The organism is Ruegeria sp. CG1 (assembly GCF_056537265.1).
Genome location: NZ_JBQFRF010000003.1, coordinates 471,332 through 493,597, shown reverse-complemented (window position 1 = coordinate 493,597; position 22,266 = coordinate 471,332). Strand labels below are relative to the sequence as shown.

Here is a 22,266-nt window from a genome sequence, read left to right as displayed (position 1 = left end):
CAACAATAAAAGACCAAGAAGGACAGAAACCGTATGGCGACCGCATCGCCCGCTTCTGATTTTGCTCCGGTGGCGTCTCAGGTCGCCGCCCCCGCCGCTACGCGCGATCCGCGGTTGGATTTCTATCGCGGCATCGCGATGTTCATCATCCTGATTGCCCATATTCCGAACGATCCGTGGGCCAAATGGATACCTGCCCGCTTTGGCTTTTCGGACGCAACCGAGATCTTCGTATTCTGTTCAGGCATGGCTTCGGCAATTGCTTTTGGGGGGGCGTTCATGCGCAAAGGCTGGTGGATGGGCACCGCACGCGTGAGCTTTCGCATCTGGCAGGTCTACTGGGCGCATATCTGCCTGTTCTTCTTTGTCGCGATGACAATGGCGGCCCTGAACCAGAGTGGGCTGTTCGAGAAAAACTATATCTCCTCTCTCAATCTACAGCATTTCTTCAACGATCCGGCGTCACAGATCGTCGGACTGTTTACCCTGACCTATGTGCCGAACTACTTCGATATCCTACCGATGTATCTGGTGGTACTGGCGATGATGCCCCTGTTTATGGGGCTATATCGTATCGGATTCTGGGCGGTCGCCATGGCCTCGGTCACGATCTGGCTCGTTGCACAATTCGACTACCTTGACCTGCCGGCCGAGCCCTGGTCAGAGCGCCAGTGGTTCTTCAACCCATTCGGGTGGCAATTGCTGTTCTTCACCGGCTTTGCGTTCATGCGAGGTTGGATTCCAGCGCCGCCGGTGTCGAAAACTCTGATCTGGGCGGCAGCATTGTTTTTGATCTTCTCGATGCCGTTCGGCTCGTGGAAGGTATTCAGTTGGATCAATGCAGCAGCCCCTGATCTGGCTGATGAGATTCGCAAGGTCTGGCCAGTGACCAAAGAATTTCGCGACAAGACCGACTTTGGTCTATTCCGATATCTACATTTCCTGTCGCTTGCCTATCTGGGTTGGGTTATCGCTGGTGAGCACGGCCGTCGCCTGATAGCGACCGGTCAGGGGGCAGCTGCAAAAGTCTGGCAGTTCCTGCTGACCATCATCACCAAAGTGGGTCAGCAATCGCTCGCGGTGTTCGTATTTTCTATGGCAGCAGCACGACTTATCGGCGTCGGACTGGACCTGAGTGGGCGGGATGTTGCCAGTGTGTTCATCGCCAACATGATTGGCTTTGCCATGATCATCGGCGTGGCTTATCTGGCCGCCTGGTTCAAGTCACAACCTTGGAAATCAAAGAAATGAACTTTACACGTCGCGCTTTTCTCGCCTCATCAACCGCTCTGGCCTTCGCCCCAGCGGCATATGCCACAGGTGGAGAGACCCCGTTCAGCCGAGACGACGTCATCGCAATGGCCCGCGACCTGGCCAGCCGCGATTATGCCGAGCGTGAGATGGTTCCGCAGGAGTGGCAGGACCTGACGTATCAGCAATACCGTTCAATCCGGTTCCGGCTGGATCGCGCGCTGTGGTACGAGACCGAGACGCCCTTCAACGTCGATTTTTTCACGCCGGGCCTGTATTTTCCACGCACAGTGAAAGTATCGACCGTCGAGGACGGTATGACCAAGCCGGTCGCCTTTGATCTAGCCATGTTCGATAAGTCTGAAGACGTACCTGAGCTGCCCATTGACGACACGCTGGGCTTTTCAGGTCTACGCCTGCGTACTGAGATGCACCGTCCTGGCGAGACAGACGAGTTCTGCGTTTGGCAAGGGGCCAGCTATTTCCGCGCCATCGGTTTGCACGAAGTCTATGGCCTTTCGGCCAGAGGGCTCGCCTTGAAGACCGGCGATCCAGATGGCGAGGAATTCCCCGAGTTCATTCGTTTCTGGTTGGAGCGTCCAGAACCGGATCAACGTTACATGGTCGTTCATGCGCTCATGGACAGCCCCAGCGTTACAGGGGCCTACCGCTTCCACGTTACCGCCGGATCAGATTGCGTGATGGATATTGAAGCCACCCTGTTCCCACGTACCGAACTGCCCCATGTCGGCATCGCGCCCGGCACATCTATGTTCCTGTTCGATCAGACCAATCACAGCCGTTTCGATGATTTTCGCCCCGCAGTGCACGACAGTGACGGGTTGATGATCCGCAACGGCGCAGGAGAGGTTCTGTGGCGCCCGCTTGCGAACCCGACTCGCCTGCAGATCTCGTCTTTTGTCGACACAAACCCCCGCGGCTTTGGTCTGATGCAACGCAAGCGCAAGTTCTCAGACTATGCGGATCTTGAAGCCAATTATCACAAACGCCCAAGCTTGTGGGTCGAACCCAGCGAAGACTGGGGTAAAGGCACCGTCACGCTTGTCGAAATCCCGGCGGATCAGGAGATTTATGACAACATCGTCGCCTATTGGCGCCCGATGGAACCCTACGCCGCAGGCAGCCAGATTGATCTGTCCTATCGCCTGATCTGGGGCGAGGAACCGCAGCACACCCCTATGGCCCGCGTGATCAACACCGCGATGGGCGACAACACGTTCGGCGAGGGCCGTTTGGCTGTGATTGACTTCGAAGCCAGTGAGCTGCTTGACGATCCCGAGGCCATCACGGTGTTTGTCGACTCGCCCCATGCCGAAACCTCAGAAGGCGTTCTGCAGCTTAACCCAGACACGGGCGGGTTGCGGCTGGCGTTCTCATTCGAACCAGGCGAACGCAACCACGTGGAACTGCGCGCGCAGTTGCTGAAAGACAAACAACCAGCCTCTGAAGTCTGGCTTTACCGTTGGACCATATGAACCGCGATCTTCATATCATGCCGCCCGAGGCCCCTCTGGCGATGCCAGCGCAGAACTTTGCGCAGGGATTCCGCGATGCGCAGGTACCTGCCGGGGGTCGAATTCCCTCTGTCGGGTTCTGGCGCGCGCTGGTCTTCTCACCTGCCATGGCGGCGGCTTTGGGCCTGCTCTGGGTCATGTCCGACTGGTTCAGCGCCGAAGGGATTAATCTGGTCGAAGGTATCCTGCTGACGCTAATCTCGTTCAATTTCTTCTGGATTTCCTTCACGGTCTGCACCGTGCTGCTGGGCATGGTCTCGCTGTCCCGGCAAGAGCAGCCAAAGCGTGAAGGACGCTCGCAACCGTTGCGCGTGGCGCTTTTGACGCCTGTCTATAACGAGGTGCCGTGGAACGTGCTGGGGAACGCCCGCACGATGCTGGAAGACCTGCAGAAACGCGGTGGTCAGCACCACTATGCCATGTTCATTTTATCCGACACGCGCGACCCCGAGATCGCCGCGCAGGAACAGGCCAGCGTTGAGGCGTTGCGGACCACGCTGGCACCGGGGCTTGAACTCTATTACCGCCGCCGCCCCCAGAATACGGATCGCAAGGTCGGTAATATTGCCGATTGGGTCAGCCGCTGGGGCGCGGACTGGGACGCGATGTTGGTGCTGGATGCCGACAGCCTGATGACGGGTCGCGCGATCTCGCGTCTGACCGATGCGCTAGCCCGCGATCCCGGCGCAGGCCTGATCCAAAGCTATCCGCAGCTTATTGGCGCGCAATCGGTCTTTGCCCGGATGCAGCAGTTTGCCAACGGCGTCTATGGTATTGCCTTTGCCGAAGGCCTCGCGCGCTGGTGCGGGCAAGAAGGCAATTATTGGGGCCACAACGCCATCATTCGCACCTGTGCATTTGCTTCTAGCGCAGGTCTGCCCAAGTTGCGGTCGCTCAACGGACAAGACAAGCTGATCATGAGCCACGATTTCGTCGAGGCAGGATTGCTGCGCCGCGCAGGATGGGCCGTGCGCTTTCTGCCGCGCATACGCGGATCATATGAGGAAACACCCCCAACCCTCATTGACCACGCAATGCGCGATCGCCGCTGGTGTCAGGGCAACCTGCAGCACCTGAAACTGCTGGGTTCGACCGGCTTCCGCGCAGTCTCGCGGTTCCATATGTTCCACGGTGCGGTCGGATATCTGATGTCGCCGTTATGGTTCGCACTTTTGGTGATGTGGGCCTTGATCGGTCAGGGCAAGGACGCCTCGGTCCTGCATTACTTCAGCCCGGACAATCCGCTGTTCCCGCAATGGCCAGAAATGTCCGAAACACGCCATGTGCTGATCATTCTGGTGATGTATGCGATGCTATTGGCACCCAAGGTTTTGGGCGTCGCTGCTCTGCCCCTCAGCGGTGTGCGCTATTCCGATTTCGGCGGAACGCGGAAATTCTTCACTTCATTTCTGTCCGAAGTCATCCTGTCGATCCTCTATGCCCCTATACTTATGGTGCAGCAGATGATTGCAGTGTTCCGCACCGCGTTGGGCATTCAAAAGGGCTGGTCCCCGCAAGCGCGCGATGGTGGCAGCTACGGGCTGCGCACGCTGATCCTGTGCCACAGCCTTGAGACTATCATCGGCGTCGCGCTTAGCGTTGGCATCCTCGCCGGTCTGGTCTCGGTCTGGCTGGCCCCGATTGCGATCAGCCTGGCACTGGCGATCCCATTGTCTGCGCTCAGCGGCGTATCGGCAGGCACCGCGCGCCGAATGGTTGGTATGCGCGAAGATGTCAGTGAGCCTGCAATTACACGCTCGGCCCGGCGCTATCGCGATGAGTTGAAGCGATTGATCGAAGGCAAGGGCGTGATCACACCGGCGGAATGATCACCCGCCGGGCAAGCCTTCGTACCAGTCTACCATCATATCAGCCCAGCCGTTTGGCACCGTATGGCCGCCCGGGAACAGAGCAAATTCCAAGGCGCTACCTTCGGCACATCCCATCCAGTTGCGACGCATAAACTGGCCCGTGGTAGAAAACCCGCTGGGCTTGGTATCGGCACACTCATTGGCGACCCGCCAGATTTCCAATCCGGCAAAGATATCGCCCTGGTGGAAACGGCCTCCGCCCAAAAGGCGGCCCTCCAGCGGCACCACATTGTCCGTCCAACCATGGGTGTGGAACATGCGTACCGGACCATCACAGCTTTCGGGATGTGGCCGCCAGAACCCGCCTGAAACCGGGACATAAGCAGAAAATGAATCCGGCGCAGCGCAGGCGAGGTAATAAACCATGAACGCGCCAGCCGAGAAGCCGCCCAGCACCACGCGATCCGGGTCGATATCAAACCGGTCGGCAGCGTCCTGCACTACTTCACGAAGAAACGCGGGTTCATCCCGACCTTCCCAACCGGGAAAGAAGTTCCAGCTTTTTCGGCCGTTTCTCTCGGACCCTTCCGGTGCCATCACCGCGTAGCCGCGCGCCAGCAGTGGCTCGACCATGGATCGGTTCTTGAGCGTACCGGTGGCGCTGCCGCCATAGCCGTGCAGGAACACAACCAGCGGAGGGTTCTCCGCTTTCGGCAGTTCGATGTGATATCCGCCTGATGCGGTTTCGCACATCCCCTCGGTATCGCCACAAGCCGCAAGGCCGGGTTGCCCGGCAAAAACAAAGCACGCGGCCAACCAGTGTCTGACACTCATCCCGTTTCCTCTTCATAAGCGTTGACAGGCAACCCAGCCCGCACCCAACCGGGCCCGGCCGCCGAACCCAGCATGCCCTCGGGCACGTCGATGATATTGGTAAATCCAGCCTCGGTCAGTCGATTGCTTAATCGGGCCGAGCGCACCCCGCGTGCACAGATCAGTGCGACAGGTGCAGATCGGTCCCCCCCGAGCAGGTGGTCCAAGGCCTGCACGAAATCCTCACGGCGCATGTCGAGCGGATGGGCCGCTTCGGCGACCCCGGTCGCCCGCCATTCGCGTGGGGTTCGGATATCGATAAGATGGATCGCGCCGTCGAGAGCCTGTTGATGGGCGGTGGCCGCCGCAATCTGACCACCAGCATAGGCCTGCGGGATCAGCCGGTATTCGCGGATTGCGAAACCCGCTGCAATGGCGGCCCCTCCGCCCAATAGGACCCATCTGCGGGTTCGGCCTTTCCCTTCTGCCATGCGGCACTCTCCTGCATTGTCAGATCGGTATTATCATATGGCAATTCGCGACGCTTTCAGGAAATCCAACCCTCAGATCAAGTTCGCGTCATAGTTACACAGGTAGATCACGTCCAATATGTGCGCTTTAGGACCTTTCGGAACCTTGCAATTTCCGGACAGTCAATAAATTATCCCTAGCAATTCAGTCATATTGACCGCACAGACCGGAGTATCGCACTTGTCCCTATTCCTTATCGCGGCCCTTCCCTTCCTCGGAGCTGTCTTTCCGGCCCTCCTGATCCGGGCAGGACGAAACGCAGCAGCATCAGCGGCTGGGTTGACCACCTTCCTCGCGTTGATGGGATTGCTGATCCACATTCCCAGCGTCATGCGCGGTGATGTTGTGACCGCGCGGTTCGACTGGATACCCGGGCTTGGACTAAACGCGAACTTCATGCTGGACGGTCTGGGTTTCTTGTTCGCCTTGCTGATCCTGGGCATCGGTCTTCTGATCATCCTCTACGCACGATTCTACTTGTCGCGCGAGGATCCGATGGGGCAATTCTATACCTATCTGCTGCTGTTTCAGGGCGCGATGGTGGGAATTGTTCTGTCTGACAATATCCTGCTTCTGCTAATATTCTGGGAACTTACGTCGCTCAGTTCATTCTTGCTGATCGGTTACTGGAAGCACCTGCCCGAGGGTCGTCAAGGCGCGCGTATGGCTTTGGCCGTGACCGGCTCGGGCGGGCTGGCGATGATCGCAGGGATGCTTATCCTCGGCAATATCGTGGGATCTTATGACCTGAGTGTCATTCTGCAGAACAAAGAGCTGATCCAGTCCTCACCCTACTACCTTCCGGCGCTGATCCTAATCTTGCTTGGCTGTTTCACCAAATCGGCGCAATTCCCGTTCCATTTCTGGCTGCCGCACGCGATGGCGGCACCGACGCCGGTGTCGGCCTATCTGCACTCGGCCACAATGGTGAAGGCAGGCCTGTTCCTGATGGCCCGGATGTGGCCGGTTCTGGCGGGTACGGATGCGTGGTTCTACATCGTCGCCACTACCGGTTTGATCACCATGCTGCTGGGTGCCGTGATTGCGCTGTTCAAGGATGACCTAAAGGCGCTGTTGGCGTTTTCGACGGTGTCCCATCTGGGTCTCGTTACGATGCTACTGGGCTTTGGCACGACGATCGCTGCTGTTGCAGCCGTCTTCCACATCATCAACCACGCGACGTTCAAGGCGGCCTTGTTCATGACCGCCGGGATCGTGGACCACGAGACCGGCACACGCGATGTCAAACGGCTGGGTGGTTTGCGGCATCTGATGCCGATCACGTTTACTATCGGCACCATCGCTGCCCTGTCGATGGCCGGTCTGCCACCGCTGAATGGCTTCCTCTCGAAAGAGATGATGCTGGAAGAGACGGTCCACACGACTTGGCTTAACTCGCCTTACTTGGTACCCGGCTTGACGCTTTTGGCTGCGCTATTTTCAGCGGCCTACTCCTTTCGCTTTGTCAGCCATGTCTTCCTTGGGCCCGAGCGGGACGATTACCCCGCGCATCCGCATGACCCGCCTGTTGGTCTTTGGTTGGCGCCGGCGTTCCTTGTGGTGCTGGTTGTCCTGATCGGTCTCTATTCTGCTGCCATCGTTGGCCCGCTTGTCGCGGTTGTCTCCAGCGCCGTGATCGGGGGCGAGAAGCTGCCTTATTACTCGCTGAAACTGTGGCACGGCTTTACACCTGCGCTTTACATGTCGGTGGTCGCGACGCTGGGAGGCCTGTTCCTGCTGTCGTTGCACAAACGCGGCGACCAGATATGGAACGCCCTGCCCCGGCCCGAGGCAAAGGTGATCTTCGAGGCAATCATCGACGCGCTGACCCGACTCAGCCGCTGGATTACGGACGAGCTGCATAATGGTGTGCTCAGCCGATATGCGATCATCTTCGTGGCTTTTGTCGTTGGGCTTGGCTACTACGCCTACTCCACCGGCACCATTGGCGTTGAAACACGCGTACCGCTTGAGGCTCAGGTCATCCCGATCATCGGCTGGATCTGTCTGGTGGGTGCGACGCTGGCGATCATGTGGTTCCACCGCAACCGACTGCTGTCACTGGTGTTGATCGGGGTGGTTGGCCTGATCGTTTCGATGGCATTCAACTACCTTTCTGCCCCCGATCTGGCGCTGACACAGATTTCGGTCGAAGTGGTGACCATGATCCTGCTGTTGTTGTCGCTGAACTTTCTGCCGACCGACACACCCTGGGACAGCAGCGCGGCACGGCGTTGGCGTGATGCGGCAATTTCGGTGGTTGCCGGGATCGGCTCAGGCGCTTTGATCTATGCGCTGATGATGCGGGATTTTGCTTTCCCAACGATCTCGGAATTCCATCTGGCCAATTCGTACAAAGGTGGCGGTGGCACCAACGTCGTGAACGTGATCCTCGTAGACTTCCGGGGTTTTGATACCTTTGGCGAGATCATCGTGCTGGGCATCGCAGCCCTGATCATCTACGCCCTGACCGAAGCAGTGCTGAGCACCAATGTGCGCAGTTACCTGCTGAACCGTAAACCACATTGGCCGCAGTCGGGTGACTCTCACCCATTGATGATGGTGGTCGTCACCCGCGTGATGATGCCCATCGCATTGATGGTCGGGGCCTATATCTTCTTCCGAGGCCACAACCAGCCCGGCGGCGGCTTCATCGCAGGCCTCATCGTCGCGATCGCCTTCCTGATGCAATATATGGCCAGCGGCTATACCTGGGCGATTGAACGGCAGCGGTTCTACTATCACGGCACCATCGGTTGGGGCGTTCTGATCGCCGCTGCCACTGGTCTGGGTGCATGGTTCAATGAACGCCCGTTCCTGACCAGCGATTTCGGTTATATCCACTGGCCCCCGCTGGAAGAATTCGAATGGGCCACCGCGATTCTGTTCGATACCGGCGTCTTCCTTGCGGTACTGGGCGCTGTGATGCTGGCGCTCGACAGCCTGTCGCGCTTCGCGTGGCAGCCGGGAATGGCACAAGAATTCCCGATGGATATCAACCCGCTGCGGGATAGCCCTCAGGATGAAGATAACGAGAAGGAGCAGGCCTGATGGAAGCGCTCGTAGCCTCTGCAGTCGGCGTCATGACCGCCGCCGGGATATTTCTGATCCTGCGCCGCCGTACATTCCCAGTCATTCTGGGCCTGTCCCTGATCACCTATGCGGTGAACGTGTTCCTATTCGCCACCGGGCGGCTGGCGCTGAACGCACCTGCCGTTCTGAACAAATATGAAGATGTCCCCTATACCGACCCGCTACCGCAGGCGCTGGTGTTGACGGCCATCGTGATCTCATTCGGGATGACGGCGGTGATCGTGATGATCTCGCTGTCCGCCTATCTGTCCTCGAAGGATGACCATATCGATATGAGCGCAAGCGATAGCGTGGACGCACCGGGAGAAGACGCATGAACCATTGGATCGTCGCGCCGATCGTCCTGCCCGCGATCCTGGCCCCGTTTATCATTATGGTGTTGCGATATCATTTGGACCTTCAACGCATCTTCTCGGTCGCCGGCGTCGTGGGATTGCTGGGTATCGCCTTGACCATTACCGCCCAGGCATCGGGTGGCGAGGTTCAGGTCTATGAGCTCGGCAACTGGCCCGCACCGTTCGGCATCGTAATGGTGTTGGACAAACTTTCGGCCATGATGGTGTTGTTGACGGCCCTGCTGGCCCTGCCGGTTGTCCTTTATGCCATCGGCTCTGGCTGGGATGAGAGAGGCAAACACTTCCATGCTCTACTCCATTTTCAGCTAATGGGTGTCTGCGGTGCTTTTCTGACCGGCGACGCCTTCAACCTTTTTGTGTTTTTCGAGGTCCTGCTGATTGCCTCTTACGGCCTCATGACGCATGCAGGTGGCGCAGTGCGGTTGAAGGCCGGTGTTCAGTACGTCGCCTATAACCTGCTCGGCTCGACCTTGTTCCTGTTTGCCTTGGGCACGATCTATGCTGTGACCGGCACGCTCAACATGGCTGATCTGGCCGTTCGCGTGGCCGATATCCCACCCGAAGACACCGCCTTGCTGCGGGTTGGAGCAGTCTTGCTATTACTGGTTTTCTGTATCAAGGCCGCAGTGTTGCCACTGCATTTCTGGCTTCCTGCAAGCTACGCAAATGCGCCGCTGCCCGTTGCGGCGCTGTTCGCGATCATGACCAAAGTCGGTGCTTATTCGATCCTGCGGGTCTATACGCTGGTCTTTGGGCCCAATGTAGCCGCAACCGAAGGGCTAGTCGGTAGTTGGCTACAACCTGCAGCGCTGCTGACATTGGCCGTTGGCGCTATTGGCATTCTGGGCTCGCAACATATCGCGCGAATGGTGGCCTTTTGCGCCATCGCATCGATGGGCACATTGCTGATTGCGATCTCGTTGTTTAGCGAGGCCGCGACGGCGGCAGCGCTCTACTATATCTTCCATTCGACGCTGGCGACGGCCCTGCTGTTCCTTGTCGCGGACATGGTAATGGAGCGCCGTGGCGGAGCCATAGCCCCTTCGACGCCGATGCCGCAATCCGGTCTGATCTCAGCCCTGTTCTTTGTCGGCGCCATCGCGATGGCTGGCATGCCGCCACTATCGGGCTTTGTGGGCAAGCTGCTGGTACTGGACGCCTCACGTGGCGCGCCCGATGCAAATGCAGTCTGGGCCGTGATCTTGATCGGGTCGTTCGTCACAATCGTGGGTCTGGCCCGCGCGGGAACGCTGATCTTCTGGAAAAGTCACGACGCCCAACATAATGTGACGCCTGAGCCAACCGAAGAAGCCGGCCTACCAACCGCGCCCGAGCCCTATCCAGGCCTCGCCTTTACTTCGGTGTTCGGGGCGGTTCTGGGACTTGTGCTGCTGACACTGTTTGCAGGTCCGGCGCTGCAATATGCCAGCAACACGGCCGTGCAACTGTTCGCGCCGGATGACTACATTTCGGCTGTGCTGGGAGGGGAAGAATGATGAAGCTTCTGCACCGTATATTTCCGCATCCCCATCTGACCGCACTACTTACACTGGTGTGGGTGTTTCTGGCAAACACCGGGTCTTTGAACTCGGTGGTCTTTGGCCTGCTATTGGGAATCATCATTCCGTTTATCACTCAGCCCTATTGGCCGGATCGCCCGAAACTGCGCAATTGGCCGATGGTGGCGGAATACATGTTGGTAGTCTTATGGGATATCGTGATGGCCAATATCGCAGTGGCCCGGATCATCCTGTTCAAGCGCGATGCCGACCGCCAGCCAAGCTTTGTCAGCGTCCCGCTGGAACTGCGCACGCCCGAGGCCATCACAGTTCTGGCCGGAACCATCACCATGACCCCCGGCACCGTCAGTTGCGATTTGTCCGCACAAGGGCACTACCTGCTGGTTCATTGTCTGGATGCACCGAACCCCGAAGAGGTGCGCGACCAGATCAAACAACGCTATGAGCGCCGCCTGAAGGAGATTTTCGAATGATCACCTATGCGATCTACTTTGCTTTTGCCTGCTTCGGCGCTGCGATCATGATGTGCTTGTGGCGTATCATTACTGCCGACGGTGTCGGTACCCGTGTTCTGGCTCTGGATACAATGGTGATCAACACCATTGCTCTGCTTATCCTTTACGGCTTGAGTATCGAGACCGAAATCTTCTTTGAATCCGCCATGATAATCGCCATGCTCGGCTTTGTCTCAACCGTGGCTTATGCGCGCTTTATGCTGCGTGGCAATATCATCGAATGAGCGTGGCATGACCTTTATCTTCGAACTGCTCATCGCATTCTTCCTGATCGTATCGGGCATTTTCGGCTTTGTCGGATCATTCGGCATGATCAAGCTGAAAGACCCCATGTCCCGCCTGCACGCACCCACCAAGGCAACTACGCTGGGCGTGGGCGGCGTCCTGCTGGCCTCGATCGCGCATTCGGTTTTGCTTGAGGGCAAACTGTCGATGCACGAGTTGTTGATCACGCTCTTTCTGTTCCTGACGGCCCCGATCACGGCCCTGTTCATTGCCAAATGGCACATTCATCGCCATGAAAAACCCAGTGATCTACCAGACGCAGGCGAGGATGAGCTTTGGGCCACCCACGCGGTCGAACAGGTCGAGGACGTCCCGGACCACAGTACGAACTGAGACCCATGCGCACACCTCCGCTGCCCCTAACCCGCGATCTGGTTCTGATAGGCGGAGGACACACGCACGCGCTGCTGCTGCGCAAATGGGGCATGAAACCGCTGTCCGGCGTGCGGGTCACGTTGATAAACCCCGGTCCCACCGCACCCTATTCGGGCATGTTGCCAGGATTTGTCGCTGGTCACTATCAGCGGTGGGAGCTTGATATTGATTTGGTGCGTCTGGCCCGCTTTGCTGATGCCCGGGTGATACTGGGCGCTGTTGAAGGCATCGCCCCGGACACACGCCAACTCCATGTGCCCGGACGCCCGCCGGTGGCGTTTGATGTGGCCTCGGTCAATGTCGGGATCACCTCGGATATGCCAGCATTGCCGGGATTCGCCGAGCATGCCGTTCCGGCCAAGCCGCTCGGCCTCTTCGCCGCGCAGTGGCAAAGCTATCTTTCAGGGACGGGCCGCGCCTCGGTCGCCGTGATCGGTGGTGGCGTTGCGGGAGTAGAGCTAGTCATGGCGATGGCCCATGCACTGCGTTCCAAAGGACGTGAAGCGCAGGTTACGTTGATCGACAGTGCAACAGCCCTGACAGCGACTGTCCCGAAGGCATCCGCCACCATCCGGCGGGCGATGGCGCAACTGGGGATCGAAGTTCTGGAAAACACATCAATCCAGAAGATTTCTGCGGGCGAAATCGAGCTAACGGACGGTCGCCAGATACCAGCCGATTTCATCACCGGCGCTGCAGGCGCGCGGCCCTATGAGTGGATATCCAATACCGGCCTCGCGCTGCATGACGGTTTCATTAAAGTGAACGCGTCCCTGCAATCCAGCGATCCGGTGATTTTCGCCGCGGGAGATTGCGCCCATCTGTCCGAGAACCCGCGCCCCAAGGCAGGGGTCTACGCAGTGCGCGAGGCACCAATACTGTATGACAATTTGCGCGCCGCGCTAGGGTCTGGGAAAATGCGGCGTTACGTGCCGCAGAAGGATTACCTGAAACTCATCTCTTTGGGCGGAAAATCCGCACTGGCCGAACGATTGGGAACATCGTTCAGCGGGCCGCTCATGTGGCAATGGAAAAACCATATCGATCAGAAGTTCATGAACCGGTTCCGTGAACTGCCCCAAATGCCCACCACCGCATTGCCCCGTCATCACGCAGCAGGGCTGCAAGAGGCGTTGGGAGAAAAACCATTGTGCGGCGGGTGTGGTGCAAAGGTGGGTCGAAGCGCTTTGCAGGCCGCACTGCAGGAGTTGCCGCAGCTCGACAGGCCCGACATTACACCCCTGCCCGGTGACGATGCGGCGGTGCTGTTAACCGGTGGCACGCGACAGGTTATGACATCGGATCACTTACGCAGCTTCACCAACGATCCCGCCTTGATGACGCGTATCGCCGCTGTCCACGCGCTTGGTGATATCTGGGCAATGGGCGCTCGTCCGCAGGCTGCGACAGCAACGATCATCCTGCCGCGCATGTCAGCTGAGTTGCAGCAGCGCACAATGGCTGAGATCATGCATATTGCCAGCGACGTCATGCACCAAGCCGGGGCTGAGATCGTCGGCGGCCATAGCTCAATGGGTGACGAAATGACCATCGGGTTCACTCTGACCGGGCTCTGTGATGCTGAACCGATCACGCTGGGTGGCGCAAAACCTAATGACGCTTTGATCCTGACAAAGCCGTTGGGCAGCGGTGTTTTGATGGCGGCCGAAATGGCGGGCAAGGCGGAAGGCGCCTGGGTCGCGGCAGCTTTAGCGCGAATGATACAGCCGCAGGGTGAGGCGTCCCGCATTCTGAAAAATGCCCATGCGATGACGGATGTCACCGGTTTTGGTCTGGCGGGTCACCTGCAAGGGGTATGCGAAGCGTCTGGCTGCGGGGCAACCCTGTCTTTGGACGCGATTCCAGCTCTGGAAGGTGCGGCAGAGCTCAGTGATCAGGGCATTCGATCTACAATCTACACCGACAACCATGCCATCGCCCCAGGCCTTCCGACCGGCGGCAAGGCGGATTTGTTATTCGATCCTCAGACTGCGGGAGGTCTCTTGGCGGCCGTCGATGCCAACGAAGCCGAGCAAGTGTGCTCGGAACTACGCGCCGCCGGTTACCCTGCCGCCCTGATTGGTCACATCGACGCGACATCGGGCCTGCGTGTTCAAAGCTGATCCAGAACATTCTTGATCCGAGCCACCGTCGCCGACAGCCCGGTATCATCAAGTGACGGTGGCTCAATCTGCGCGATCACTTCGGCACGCTGCGCCTTACGCGATTTGGCATAGGCCGGGTCGTAATGCTGTTCCATCAATGCCTGTGTCAGTCCACGCTTGTCGCCGGCATTGATCAATTCCAGCCAACCATCCACAACCTCATGACCGCGATGAATGCGCAGTGGAGACAATCGATCACGTAGCCGTTCGCTATCCGACAGGATGTCATCGTAGGCAGACACCAGATACGCGGTGCGCGCAGCAATCGGTGCTGTGATCTGGATGCGAGGTGCAGAACACAAGGCCGACCACAGGCTGGGCGGGAGGATCAGGTTTCCGATCTTGGATGATTCTGCTTCAACAACCACCGGACGCGCTGCATCCAGCTCGCCCAAGGAAGCGGCGAGCGCGGATTCGAAGGCTTTCTGACTGGGTTGCCCACCCGGCATTTCGCCCAACAATGAGCCTCGGTGATTGGCCAGCCCTTCAAGGTCCAGCACTTGCGCGCCTTGCGCCTTTAGATGGCCCAACAGGTCTGTCTTGGCCGTCCCGGTATAACCATCCAGCGCGACCAATCGATATGGCAACACTTCATCATAGAGGAACTGCTTTACTAGTCGGCGATAGCTGCGATAGCCGCCTTCAACCACCTCGGCGCGCCAGCCGATTTGTTGCAACATCCAGGTAAATGATCCTGATCGCTGCCCGCCACGCCAGCAATAGACCAGCGGTTTCCAGTCGCCCTCATGATGGCTCAGGTGATCCTCGATATGGCCTGCCGCGTTGCGAAACACCAGCGCAGCACCCAGCTTGCGGGCCAGAAACGGGCTTTGCTGGACGTAGATGGTACCGACCCGTGCCCGTTCTTCATTGTTCAGAACCGGCAGATTGATAGCGCCCGGCATATGGTCTTCGGCGAACTCAGCCGGGCTACGCACGTCGATAATCGTATCAAACGTGTGGTCGTAGAATTGCTGCAGGCTGGAGACTTTCAAAACCATATCAACGGTCTATCCCGCATGGTGCCGGAAGAAAACCCAAGCCGCCGTTGAAGGTACCAGACCATAATACTGAACAGCCATTGCAAACCATCTTCGCTTGGGTAATGAACCATCGATACTGGTTTCTTAATGGCATGGGACGTGCGCACAAATGGCACAGCAGACCGCAAATTCCCTCAAGAGCAAAGCATTGGCCGATCTGGAGACAGGGAAGTTGCCGCAGGCCTTGAAAAAAGCGCAGCTTGGCATCAAGAAACACCCCAAGGATGCCGATTACCAAGCAATCGCAGGCTTTGTCCTGACCGAGATGAAGCGGTACAAGCAATCCATTCCACACTTTGCTGAAGCATCGCGAATGAAACCGGACGATGCTCAATTTGTCGAAAACCTCGCCAACGCGTTGATGCAGACAGGTCAAATTCCGCGTGCGCTATCCTATGCCGAGCAGAAACTTGAACGCTTCCCGAATAACAAAGAACTGGTCCGCGTCATTGATGAAATACAACTCAAGGGACAGAATTGGCGCCTGATCATCGACCATACGACGAACAAACTGGAAAAAGACCCTGACAATGCAGATTTGCTTTGGTTGCGGGCCCGCGCCTACGGAGAGGTCGGGTTCTCCGATCACAGCTCTCAGGACATTGCCCGCGCTTTTGGGATCGCACCTGAAAATGAAAAAATCGCATTGTCGAAAGCCGTAGACTTGTATCAAACGGGCGACAAAGAGGGCTCAAAAACCATTTTGCGCGCTGTACTTGAGAGAAACAAGTTTTGCGCGGCGGCGCTCTACCAAATGTCTCTAATGGTGGACAATGACCATGCCGAGAGCCTTGCGCGTGCTGTCGACACCGCAATTTCAGAAAGTGATCACGCCAACTCGGTGCTTGAATTCGCAAAGGCACACTTGATCTCCAAACGTGATGGGCTGTTCCCGGCGCTCCCCCACTTTGCGCGGGCCAATGCCATTCAACACAACGTGAATCCCTATGACAGTACGCAAGAAGAGAAACGGTTCAAAGAAATCAGCACGTTTTTTCCGCTGAATGTACCCCCTGCGACTGCAGGCGTAAGCGATGGGCCCAAGCCGATATTCGTGGTCGGACAGCCAAGATCAGGCACAACACTGATGGAAATGATGCTTAGTTCGACACCGGATATCGCCGGCTGTGGAGAGCTGACGATTGCAGGTGAATTATCCCAGAAGGTCAGAGAGAGCGGCAAACCATTTGACGCAGACGCAGCTGCTGAATGTGCAGCAGAGTTTCGCAGGCTGATGCCACCCTTACCCGAAAGTTCGACTGCATTCGTTGACAAGATGCCACATAACTATCAGCGGCTCGGCTTCATAATGTCAGCGTTCCCGAATGCCCGCGTGATCAACATGTTGCGCGATCCAAGGGATGTGGGGCTATCAAAATGGATCAGGCGTTTTCACTCACCGGGTATGCGCTATGCATCCAATCTTGAATCGATTGCCCACTCAGCCAACCTGTACCGGTGCTATCTTTCTCATTGGGAAAAGCTGTTCGGTGATCGTATTCTGACGGTTCGATATGAGGACCTGGTAGTCGACCCCAAAACCTGTATCCAGCAAGTCGCCGCCTTCTGCGGTATCGACTGGGATGAGCGGATGATGACCCCTGAGAAAAATACCAGGAAAGTCCGCACCGCCAGCACCGATCAGGTGCGCAAGAAAATCTCAACCGGGTCAATTGGTGGCTGGCAAGAAGTTGCGGATCAAATTCAGCCGATGTTGGATGGGCTGGATCAGGCGTTGTGGCCCGAATACAGGTTCGATTGACCAAAAAAAGGCCGCCCCGAGAGACGGCCTTTTTTTGCTTCTCCAGTCACATCACTTCTGTTTGATGCGCCCGTCCAGATAAGGCTGATACGGGGCGTTCTCGGCTAGATATTCCGCCGTAACATCCGCCAGATCAGGCCCGAAATCATAGGCGTTCTTGTCATCACCCGAGAACACAGAATAACCATCGCCGCCATTGCGGACATAGTTGTTTGTCACCACCAGATATGTCGCCGCGGGATCAATAGCTTCGAAACCGCCATCCTTGGCGACCATGACCTCAACAATCCGGCCCTCATTCGGGGCAACCGATGGATCCCAGGTAAATGTCATTCCTGCCACCTGAGGGAAGCGGCCTTTGACCTCTTCAACTTGGCTCACCCCGTTTTCAAGAGCATCAATCACGCCCTGACCGCTGATCTCGAAGGTCGAGAGCGTGTTCTGGAACGGCAGAACTGTCAGCACCTCACCCATGGTCACCTCACCCGGATCGATCGAGGCGCGCAGCCCACCCGAGTTCGCAATCGCAATCTGGGCACCCTGATCGGCAACCCGCGCCAGCATGGCATCCGCAACAAGATTGCCCATCTCACATTCCTGCACGCGACAAACGGACCGGTCGCCTTCAATCGAAGCTGACGCTTCCGCGACAACCTTGTTGCGAATTTCATCCAGCGGTACGGCCAGCTCGGCGATGCGGTCCAGCGCGGCCTGATCCTCGGTCACCGCATTATCCATGATCAGCGGCTCACCCTCTGCGGATACAACATTTCCGTCATCATCGAATGTCACATTCAATTCACCCAGAAACTTGCCATAGGCATAGGCCTGAACGATCTGCACCCCGTTTACGACGGTCGGGTACGGCCCGGCGGCCTTGTCGGATGTGTTCGAAAGATATGTGTTCGAATGCCCACCCACGATCACGTCAACGCCCGTGGTCTCCTGCGCCACGCGCTGATCTACGCCATAGCCTGAGTGGCTGAGAACGATGATCTTGTTCACACCTTCGCCGGTCAGCTTGTCGACCTCAGCCTGAACGGCAGGAACTGGATCAGAGAAGGTGATGTTTGGACCGGGTGACGCGATATCGTGCGTGTCTTCCGGTGTCAGTCCGATCAGACCGATCTTTTCGCCGCCCACTTCGATCACAGCCGATTTCTTGATCTTGTCGGTCAGCAGTTCCTCATCCGCATAATCGGCGTTGGACATCAGCACCGGGAAATCGACCGAGTCGATGAAGCCGCGCAGCACCTCAGGGCCATCGTCGAATTCATGGTTGCCCACAGTCATGGCGTCATAGCCCAGCTTGTTCATGAACTCAGCCGCAACCTTACCCTTGTAGTAGGTATAGAACAGCGAGCCCTGGAACTGGTCGCCCCCATCAACGAGGATCGAGTTATCGGCCCGTCCGCGGGCCTCTTCGACTGCCGTCACAAGGCGCGCCGATCCACCAAAGCACTTGCCTTCGGCATTGTCTTCGTCGCCACAGGCGCTGTCGTACTTGTTGATCGGTTCAAAGCGCGAGTGGAAATCGTTTGTATGCAGAATCGTAAGCTTGTATTCGGCAGCCGCCATACCGGCGCTGAGTGCCAATACCGCAGCCGAAGCCAGAAAACGGGTGAACATCGTGAAACTCCCTATGATTGTTTTGCGCGATGGTGCGCGTTGCGTGGCGAAGAGTCAAAGGGGGAAATCCGGCTTGATTCTACCCGTCGTGCGGGGCATCAGGACTTCATGCTGATTTACAAGATCTTCCGCGCCAATGAATGGGCAAACCTGCAGGCACAAGGGGCTTCGGATGGTGCACCGATTGATGTGTCGGATGGATATGTTCATTTCTCAACCGCAGAACAGGCCGCTGAAACCGCTGCCAAGCATTTTGCCGGGGTCGTGGGCCTGACCCTCTTGGCCTGTGATAGCCAAGCAATGGGCGATGATCTGAAATGGGAGGTTTCGCGTGGTGGCGCATTGTTCCCCCATCTCTACCGCCAGATTAAAATTTCGGATGTGGTCTGGTCACGCGATCTGCCCTTTGACGGTCAGGCGCACCAGTTCCCGCAGGAGATGGAATGACACGCTTCATCGATCCCGAACGCGAACAGTTCGAGGCGTTTAAGGCCCTCGATCGAGACCATCCTATCGAGATGCTCAATCTGGTGAAGTTTCGCGAAACAGCTCAGTATCCGTCCGATCACGCACTGGCCGGCGCACATCTGACCGGCGCACAAGCCTATGGCAAATACGGGTCTGAAACCGCGCCTATCGTCGCCCGCATAGGAGCGTCGATCCTTTGGCGCGGCGCATTTCAGACAATGCTGATCGGTCCACAGGATGAGGCTTGGGATGCTGTGTTCATCGCCCGCTACCCCACCGCCCACGCATTTCTTGAAATGGTGACCGACCCTGCCTATCGCGCCGCGGTGATACACCGGCAGGCCGCCGTTGAAACCTCGCGCCTGATACGTTGCGCACCGACAGAGGGTGGAGATTCCTTCGGATGAAACTGACCGAAAAACTTGGGCTCGCTGCGCTGCACCGTTTTGACCCAGAAACCGCGCATGGGCTTTCGATCAAGGCCCTGACCTCGGGGCTTGCACCGACGCCTGGGCCGGTCACATCGGACCGACTGAAGACCCAAGTCGCGGGTCTGGATTTGCCCAACCCCGTCGGACTGGCCGCAGGGTTTGACAAAAATGGTGAAGCACTGTTGCCGCTTTCACGCGCCGGGTTCGGGTTTATCGAAGTCGGGGCGGTGACACCCCGTCCGCAGCCCGGCAATCCTAAACCGCGCTTGTTCCGCCTGACCGAAGATCGCGCCGCCATCAACCGCTTTGGCTTCAACAACGAGGGAATGGGGGTCATGGCCGCGCGTCTGGCGCGGCGTCCAAAGGACGCGGTGATCGGGTTGAACCTTGGGGCCAACAAAGACAGTGATGATCGCCCCGGAGACTTCGCAAAAGTGCTTGCCCATTGCGCTGCGCATTTGGACTTTGCCACCGTCAACGTATCCTCGCCCAATACCGAAAAGCTGCGGGATCTGCAGGGCAAAGCGGCGCTAACTTCGTTGCTGAGCGGTGTGATCGAAACCCGAAACGCCCTGCCCCGCCCAATCCCGATCTTCCTGAAAATTGCCCCGGACCTGACCGAGGCCGAATTGCAGGACATCGCCGATGTCGCCCGTGAAACCGGTGTGGACGCGGTGATCGCCACCAACACCACACTGTCTCGCGATGGCCTGCGCAGTGCACACAAGGATCAGGCCGGAGGCCTGTCCGGCGCGCCGTTGTTCGAGAAATCGACGCGAGTGCTGGCGCAGCTCAGCCAGTTGACGGGCGCAGATATCCCGCTGATCGGGGTCGGCGGCATCAGCACGGCAGAACAGGCCTATGCCAAGATCTGCGCCGGAGCGTCCGCAGTGCAGTTCTACACGGCGATGGTCTATGGCGGGATTTCCCTGGCCGCTGACATCGCACAGGGGTTGGACACGCTGCTGGAGCGCGACGGCTTCGATTCGGTCGCTCAGGCGGTGGGCAGCAAACGAGAGGACTGGCTATGATCGAATACTGGCACAATCCGCGCTGTTCCAAATCCCGCGCGGGGTTGGCGTTGCTGCAGGAAAACGGCGCAGATCCTGAGGTGCGCAAATACCTCGAAGACGCGCCCTCGGCCGATGAAATCCGGACGGTTCTGGCCAAGCTGAATATCCCGGCGATCAGCATGATGCGCACCGGAGAGAAAACGTTCAAAGAGCTTGGTCTGGCCAAGACCTCGCCCGATGAGGAGCTTGTTCAGGCCATGGCCGAACACCCGATCCTGATCGAACGTCCGCTGGCCATCGCGGGCGACAAAGCCGCTATCGGACGCCCGCCCGAGAACCTGCTGGACTTGCTTTAGGCGATCTGTGCCTCAAGTCGCGGATAGCGCCAACCAAGCGTAAGGCCCCGTGCGATGTTCAACACCATCAGCGCGGCCCAAAGCCCATGATTGCCCATCGTTGGCACCAGCACGAACAACGCAACCACGTACAGCGCGACTGACTGGATCATCGCGTTGCGCATATCGCGGGTCCAGGTGGCGCCGATATAGATACCGTCGAACATCCAGCTTGCCACTCCGATGATCGGTGCCAGAGCAGCCCAGAGCAGATACTCGCGTGCCGTCATACGAACTTCAGGCGATGTCGACATCAGATCGATCAGCGCGGGCCCTGCCAGGTAAAACACCAGCCCAAGCCCGATGGCCCCGCCAACGCCCCATTGAGACGCCATAACCGACGCGCGCCGGACCTTCCGGCGGTCGCGAGCACCGACGGCTCCTCCGACAAGAGCTTCAGCCGAGAAAGCAAATCCGTCCAAAGCGAACGCGGTGATTTCGAGAAACTGCAATAACACCTGATTGGCCGCCAAATTCACGTCGCCCAGATCGGAACCGACAAACAAAAACGTGGTGAAAGCCCCGGTCAATAGAACCGAGCGCACCATGATATCGCCATTCACCTGCATCATCCGGCGCAGCCGTGCGGCATCAAAAATACGCGGCCAATCCCGCCACTGCTTGCCGCCAAACGCATCACCACAAAGCCACAAACCCAGGGCAAGACCCGTCCACTCGGCAATCAATGTCGCGATGGCAACGCCCTCGACACCCCAGCCCAGGCCAAGCACAAACCATAGATCCAGCGCTATGTTCAGCCCATTCATCCATATCTGCAGGATGAATACACCTCGCGTGCGTTCGACTGCGATCAGCCAGCCTGTCACCGCATAAAGGGCAATCGTGGCCGGAGCGCCCCAGATGCGAATCTCCAGATAGGCGCGCGTCAGAGACTCGACTTCGGCGCTGGCGGGCGACAGTGCAAAAGCTCCAAGGAATACCCAAACCTGCGCGGCAATGAAAACCAATCCTGCTGTTCCGCCCAGCAGCAAGCCTCGCATGAGCAACGCTCCGGTTTCTGCAGTGTCACCTGCACCGCGCGCCTGTGCCGCCAGCCCGGTGGTGCCCATCCGCAGAAAGCCGAAAATCCAGTAGATCGCCGACAGGATCACCGCACCCATGCCCACAGCCCCGATGGGGGCGGCCTGCCCCATCTGACCGACAACGCCGGTATCCACTGCCCCGAGGATCGGTACGGTCGCGTTTGACAGCACGATCGGCAACGCGATTTTCAAAACGCGCCGATGGGTAATGGGCGCTGAGGCGTCCTCCATC

At 58.0% G+C, this 22,266-nt stretch carries 20 protein-coding genes; 15 read left to right on the top strand and 5 right to left on the bottom strand.

Going from position 1 to position 22,266, the window contains the following annotated elements:
* Nucleotides 1-33 precede the first annotated feature (33 nt).
* Genes ACR0AU_RS11945 through mdoH form a run of 3 tightly spaced genes read left to right on the top strand, consistent with a single transcriptional unit; the run spans nucleotide 34 to nucleotide 4,615 of the window.
* The gene (locus ACR0AU_RS11945; protein ID WP_170648103.1) at nucleotides 34-1,251 is read left to right on the top strand and encodes an OpgC domain-containing protein; all 1,218 of its coding nucleotides are present in this window, start codon (nucleotides 34-36) and stop codon (nucleotides 1,249-1,251) included.
* Nucleotides 1,248-2,747, top strand: a complete 1,500-nt coding sequence (locus ACR0AU_RS11940; RefSeq protein WP_480795710.1) for an OpgD/OpgG family glucan biosynthesis protein — start codon at nucleotides 1,248-1,250, stop codon at nucleotides 2,745-2,747. Before ACR0AU_RS11945 ends, ACR0AU_RS11940 begins: the two co-directional genes overlap by 4 nt.
* Complete coding sequence (gene mdoH / locus ACR0AU_RS11935; protein ID WP_170563640.1) at nucleotides 2,744-4,615, top strand: glucans biosynthesis glucosyltransferase MdoH; 1,872 nt, start codon at nucleotides 2,744-2,746, stop codon at nucleotides 4,613-4,615. The genes ACR0AU_RS11940 and mdoH overlap by 4 nt, the downstream gene beginning before the upstream one ends.
* On the opposite strand, the gene ACR0AU_RS11930 is transcribed toward mdoH, so the two are convergent.
* Together ACR0AU_RS11930 and ACR0AU_RS11925 are read right to left on the bottom strand one after the other, a co-directional pair.
* Nucleotides 4,616-5,431: a PHB depolymerase family esterase gene (locus tag ACR0AU_RS11930; protein ID WP_170391879.1), complete on the bottom strand. Its 816-nt coding sequence runs from the start codon at nucleotides 5,429-5,431 to the stop codon at nucleotides 4,616-4,618.
* The gene (locus ACR0AU_RS11925) at nucleotides 5,428-5,901 is read right to left on the bottom strand and encodes a rhodanese-like domain-containing protein (RefSeq protein ID WP_170732875.1); all 474 of its coding nucleotides are present in this window, start codon (nucleotides 5,899-5,901) and stop codon (nucleotides 5,428-5,430) included. Before ACR0AU_RS11925 ends, ACR0AU_RS11930 begins: the two co-directional genes overlap by 4 nt.
* 220 nt (nucleotides 5,902-6,121) lie before the next feature.
* On the opposite strand from ACR0AU_RS11925, the gene ACR0AU_RS11920 reads away from it, so the two are divergent.
* Genes ACR0AU_RS11920 through selD form a run of 7 tightly spaced genes read left to right on the top strand, consistent with a single transcriptional unit; the run spans nucleotide 6,122 to nucleotide 14,208 of the window.
* Complete coding sequence (locus ACR0AU_RS11920) at nucleotides 6,122-8,992, top strand: monovalent cation/H+ antiporter subunit A (RefSeq protein ID WP_170732876.1); 2,871 nt, start codon at nucleotides 6,122-6,124, stop codon at nucleotides 8,990-8,992.
* A complete protein-coding gene (locus ACR0AU_RS11915; RefSeq protein WP_170391885.1) occupies nucleotides 8,992-9,351 on the top strand; it encodes a Na+/H+ antiporter subunit C in 360 nt (119 codons plus the stop codon). Before ACR0AU_RS11920 ends, ACR0AU_RS11915 begins: the two co-directional genes overlap by 1 nt.
* Entirely contained in the window at nucleotides 9,348-10,886 is a 1,539-nt protein-coding gene (locus ACR0AU_RS11910; protein WP_480591766.1) for a monovalent cation/H+ antiporter subunit D, read from the top strand. The genes ACR0AU_RS11915 and ACR0AU_RS11910 overlap by 4 nt, the downstream gene beginning before the upstream one ends.
* Entirely contained in the window at nucleotides 10,886-11,383 is a 498-nt protein-coding gene (locus ACR0AU_RS11905; RefSeq protein ID WP_170392908.1) for a Na+/H+ antiporter subunit E, read from the top strand. Before ACR0AU_RS11910 ends, ACR0AU_RS11905 begins: the two co-directional genes overlap by 1 nt.
* Complete coding sequence (locus ACR0AU_RS11900) at nucleotides 11,380-11,649, top strand: K+/H+ antiporter subunit F (RefSeq protein WP_170391889.1); 270 nt, start codon at nucleotides 11,380-11,382, stop codon at nucleotides 11,647-11,649. The genes ACR0AU_RS11905 and ACR0AU_RS11900 overlap by 4 nt, the downstream gene beginning before the upstream one ends.
* A 7-nt stretch (nucleotides 11,650-11,656) precedes the next feature.
* Nucleotides 11,657-12,043, top strand: a complete 387-nt coding sequence (locus tag ACR0AU_RS11895) for a Na+/H+ antiporter subunit G (protein ID WP_170401276.1) — start codon at nucleotides 11,657-11,659, stop codon at nucleotides 12,041-12,043.
* A 5-nt stretch (nucleotides 12,044-12,048) separates the two neighbouring features.
* Entirely contained in the window at nucleotides 12,049-14,208 is a 2,160-nt protein-coding gene (gene selD, locus ACR0AU_RS11890; protein WP_480795709.1) for a selenide, water dikinase SelD, read from the top strand.
* On the opposite strand, the gene mnmH is transcribed toward selD, so the two are convergent.
* A complete protein-coding gene (gene mnmH / locus ACR0AU_RS11885) occupies nucleotides 14,199-15,251 on the bottom strand; it encodes a tRNA 2-selenouridine(34) synthase MnmH (RefSeq protein WP_170732879.1) in 1,053 nt (350 codons plus the stop codon). The genes selD and mnmH overlap by 10 nt on opposite strands.
* A gap of 151 nt (nucleotides 15,252-15,402) precedes the next feature.
* On the opposite strand from mnmH, the gene ACR0AU_RS11880 reads away from it, so the two are divergent.
* Nucleotides 15,403-17,055, top strand: a complete 1,653-nt coding sequence (locus ACR0AU_RS11880; protein WP_170776256.1) for a tetratricopeptide repeat-containing sulfotransferase family protein — start codon at nucleotides 15,403-15,405, stop codon at nucleotides 17,053-17,055.
* 51 nt (nucleotides 17,056-17,106) lie between these two features.
* On the opposite strand, the gene ACR0AU_RS11875 is transcribed toward ACR0AU_RS11880, so the two are convergent.
* Nucleotides 17,107-18,684 carry a bifunctional metallophosphatase/5'-nucleotidase gene (locus ACR0AU_RS11875; protein WP_170625323.1) on the bottom strand — a complete coding sequence of 526 codons (1,578 nt, stop codon included), beginning with the start codon at nucleotides 18,682-18,684 and terminating at the stop codon, nucleotides 17,107-17,109.
* 108 nt (nucleotides 18,685-18,792) lie between these two features.
* Here ACR0AU_RS11875 and ACR0AU_RS11870 point away from each other — a divergent pair, with 108 nt between their 5' ends.
* Genes ACR0AU_RS11870 through arsC form a run of 4 tightly spaced genes read left to right on the top strand, consistent with a single transcriptional unit; the run spans nucleotide 18,793 to nucleotide 20,952 of the window.
* Nucleotides 18,793-19,131: a DUF952 domain-containing protein gene (locus ACR0AU_RS11870; protein ID WP_480795708.1), complete on the top strand. Its 339-nt coding sequence runs from the start codon at nucleotides 18,793-18,795 to the stop codon at nucleotides 19,129-19,131.
* The gene (locus ACR0AU_RS11865; RefSeq protein WP_480795707.1) at nucleotides 19,128-19,559 is read left to right on the top strand and encodes a DUF1330 domain-containing protein; all 432 of its coding nucleotides are present in this window, start codon (nucleotides 19,128-19,130) and stop codon (nucleotides 19,557-19,559) included. Before ACR0AU_RS11870 ends, ACR0AU_RS11865 begins: the two co-directional genes overlap by 4 nt.
* On the top strand, nucleotides 19,556-20,614 hold the full coding sequence (locus ACR0AU_RS11860) for a quinone-dependent dihydroorotate dehydrogenase (protein ID WP_480795706.1): 1,059 nt from the start codon (nucleotides 19,556-19,558) through the stop codon (nucleotides 20,612-20,614). Before ACR0AU_RS11865 ends, ACR0AU_RS11860 begins: the two co-directional genes overlap by 4 nt.
* A complete protein-coding gene (gene arsC / locus ACR0AU_RS11855) occupies nucleotides 20,611-20,952 on the top strand; it encodes an arsenate reductase (glutaredoxin) (RefSeq protein WP_170420902.1) in 342 nt (113 codons plus the stop codon). The genes ACR0AU_RS11860 and arsC overlap by 4 nt, the downstream gene beginning before the upstream one ends.
* On the opposite strand, the gene ACR0AU_RS11850 is transcribed toward arsC, so the two are convergent.
* Nucleotides 20,949-22,265 (bottom strand): MATE family efflux transporter, encoded by a 1,317-nt coding sequence (locus tag ACR0AU_RS11850; RefSeq protein WP_170391909.1) that lies wholly within the window; start codon nucleotides 22,263-22,265, stop codon nucleotides 20,949-20,951. The genes arsC and ACR0AU_RS11850 overlap by 4 nt on opposite strands.
* Nucleotide 22,266 lies beyond the last annotated feature (1 nt).

Coding starts and splice junctions, on each gene's coding strand:
- ACR0AU_RS11925 (WP_170732875.1), bottom strand. CDS start 5,901: ATGGCAGAAGGGAAAGGCCGAACCCGCAGATGGGTCCTATTGGGCGGA.
- ACR0AU_RS11875 (WP_170625323.1), bottom strand. CDS start 18,684: ATGTTCACCCGTTTTCTGGCTTCGGCTGCGGTATTGGCACTCAGCGCC.
- mdoH (WP_170563640.1), top strand. CDS start 2,744: ATGAACCGCGATCTTCATATCATGCCGCCCGAGGCCCCTCTGGCGATG.
- ACR0AU_RS11940 (WP_480795710.1), top strand. CDS start 1,248: ATGAACTTTACACGTCGCGCTTTTCTCGCCTCATCAACCGCTCTGGCC.
- ACR0AU_RS11930 (WP_170391879.1), bottom strand. CDS start 5,431: ATGAGTGTCAGACACTGGTTGGCCGCGTGCTTTGTTTTTGCCGGGCAA.
- selD (WP_480795709.1), top strand. CDS start 12,049: ATGCGCACACCTCCGCTGCCCCTAACCCGCGATCTGGTTCTGATAGGC.
- ACR0AU_RS11880 (WP_170776256.1), top strand. CDS start 15,403: ATGGCACAGCAGACCGCAAATTCCCTCAAGAGCAAAGCATTGGCCGAT.
- ACR0AU_RS11895 (WP_170401276.1), top strand. CDS start 11,657: ATGACCTTTATCTTCGAACTGCTCATCGCATTCTTCCTGATCGTATCG.
- arsC (WP_170420902.1), top strand. CDS start 20,611: ATGATCGAATACTGGCACAATCCGCGCTGTTCCAAATCCCGCGCGGGG.
- mnmH (WP_170732879.1), bottom strand. CDS start 15,251: ATGGTTTTGAAAGTCTCCAGCCTGCAGCAATTCTACGACCACACGTTT.
- ACR0AU_RS11860 (WP_480795706.1), top strand. CDS start 19,556: ATGAAACTGACCGAAAAACTTGGGCTCGCTGCGCTGCACCGTTTTGAC.
- ACR0AU_RS11945 (WP_170648103.1), top strand. CDS start 34: ATGGCGACCGCATCGCCCGCTTCTGATTTTGCTCCGGTGGCGTCTCAG.
- ACR0AU_RS11850 (WP_170391909.1), bottom strand. CDS start 22,265: ATGGAGGACGCCTCAGCGCCCATTACCCATCGGCGCGTTTTGAAAATC.
- ACR0AU_RS11865 (WP_480795707.1), top strand. CDS start 19,128: ATGACACGCTTCATCGATCCCGAACGCGAACAGTTCGAGGCGTTTAAG.
- ACR0AU_RS11915 (WP_170391885.1), top strand. CDS start 8,992: ATGGAAGCGCTCGTAGCCTCTGCAGTCGGCGTCATGACCGCCGCCGGG.
- ACR0AU_RS11900 (WP_170391889.1), top strand. CDS start 11,380: ATGATCACCTATGCGATCTACTTTGCTTTTGCCTGCTTCGGCGCTGCG.
- ACR0AU_RS11870 (WP_480795708.1), top strand. CDS start 18,793: ATGCTGATTTACAAGATCTTCCGCGCCAATGAATGGGCAAACCTGCAG.
- ACR0AU_RS11910 (WP_480591766.1), top strand. CDS start 9,348: ATGAACCATTGGATCGTCGCGCCGATCGTCCTGCCCGCGATCCTGGCC.
- ACR0AU_RS11905 (WP_170392908.1), top strand. CDS start 10,886: ATGAAGCTTCTGCACCGTATATTTCCGCATCCCCATCTGACCGCACTA.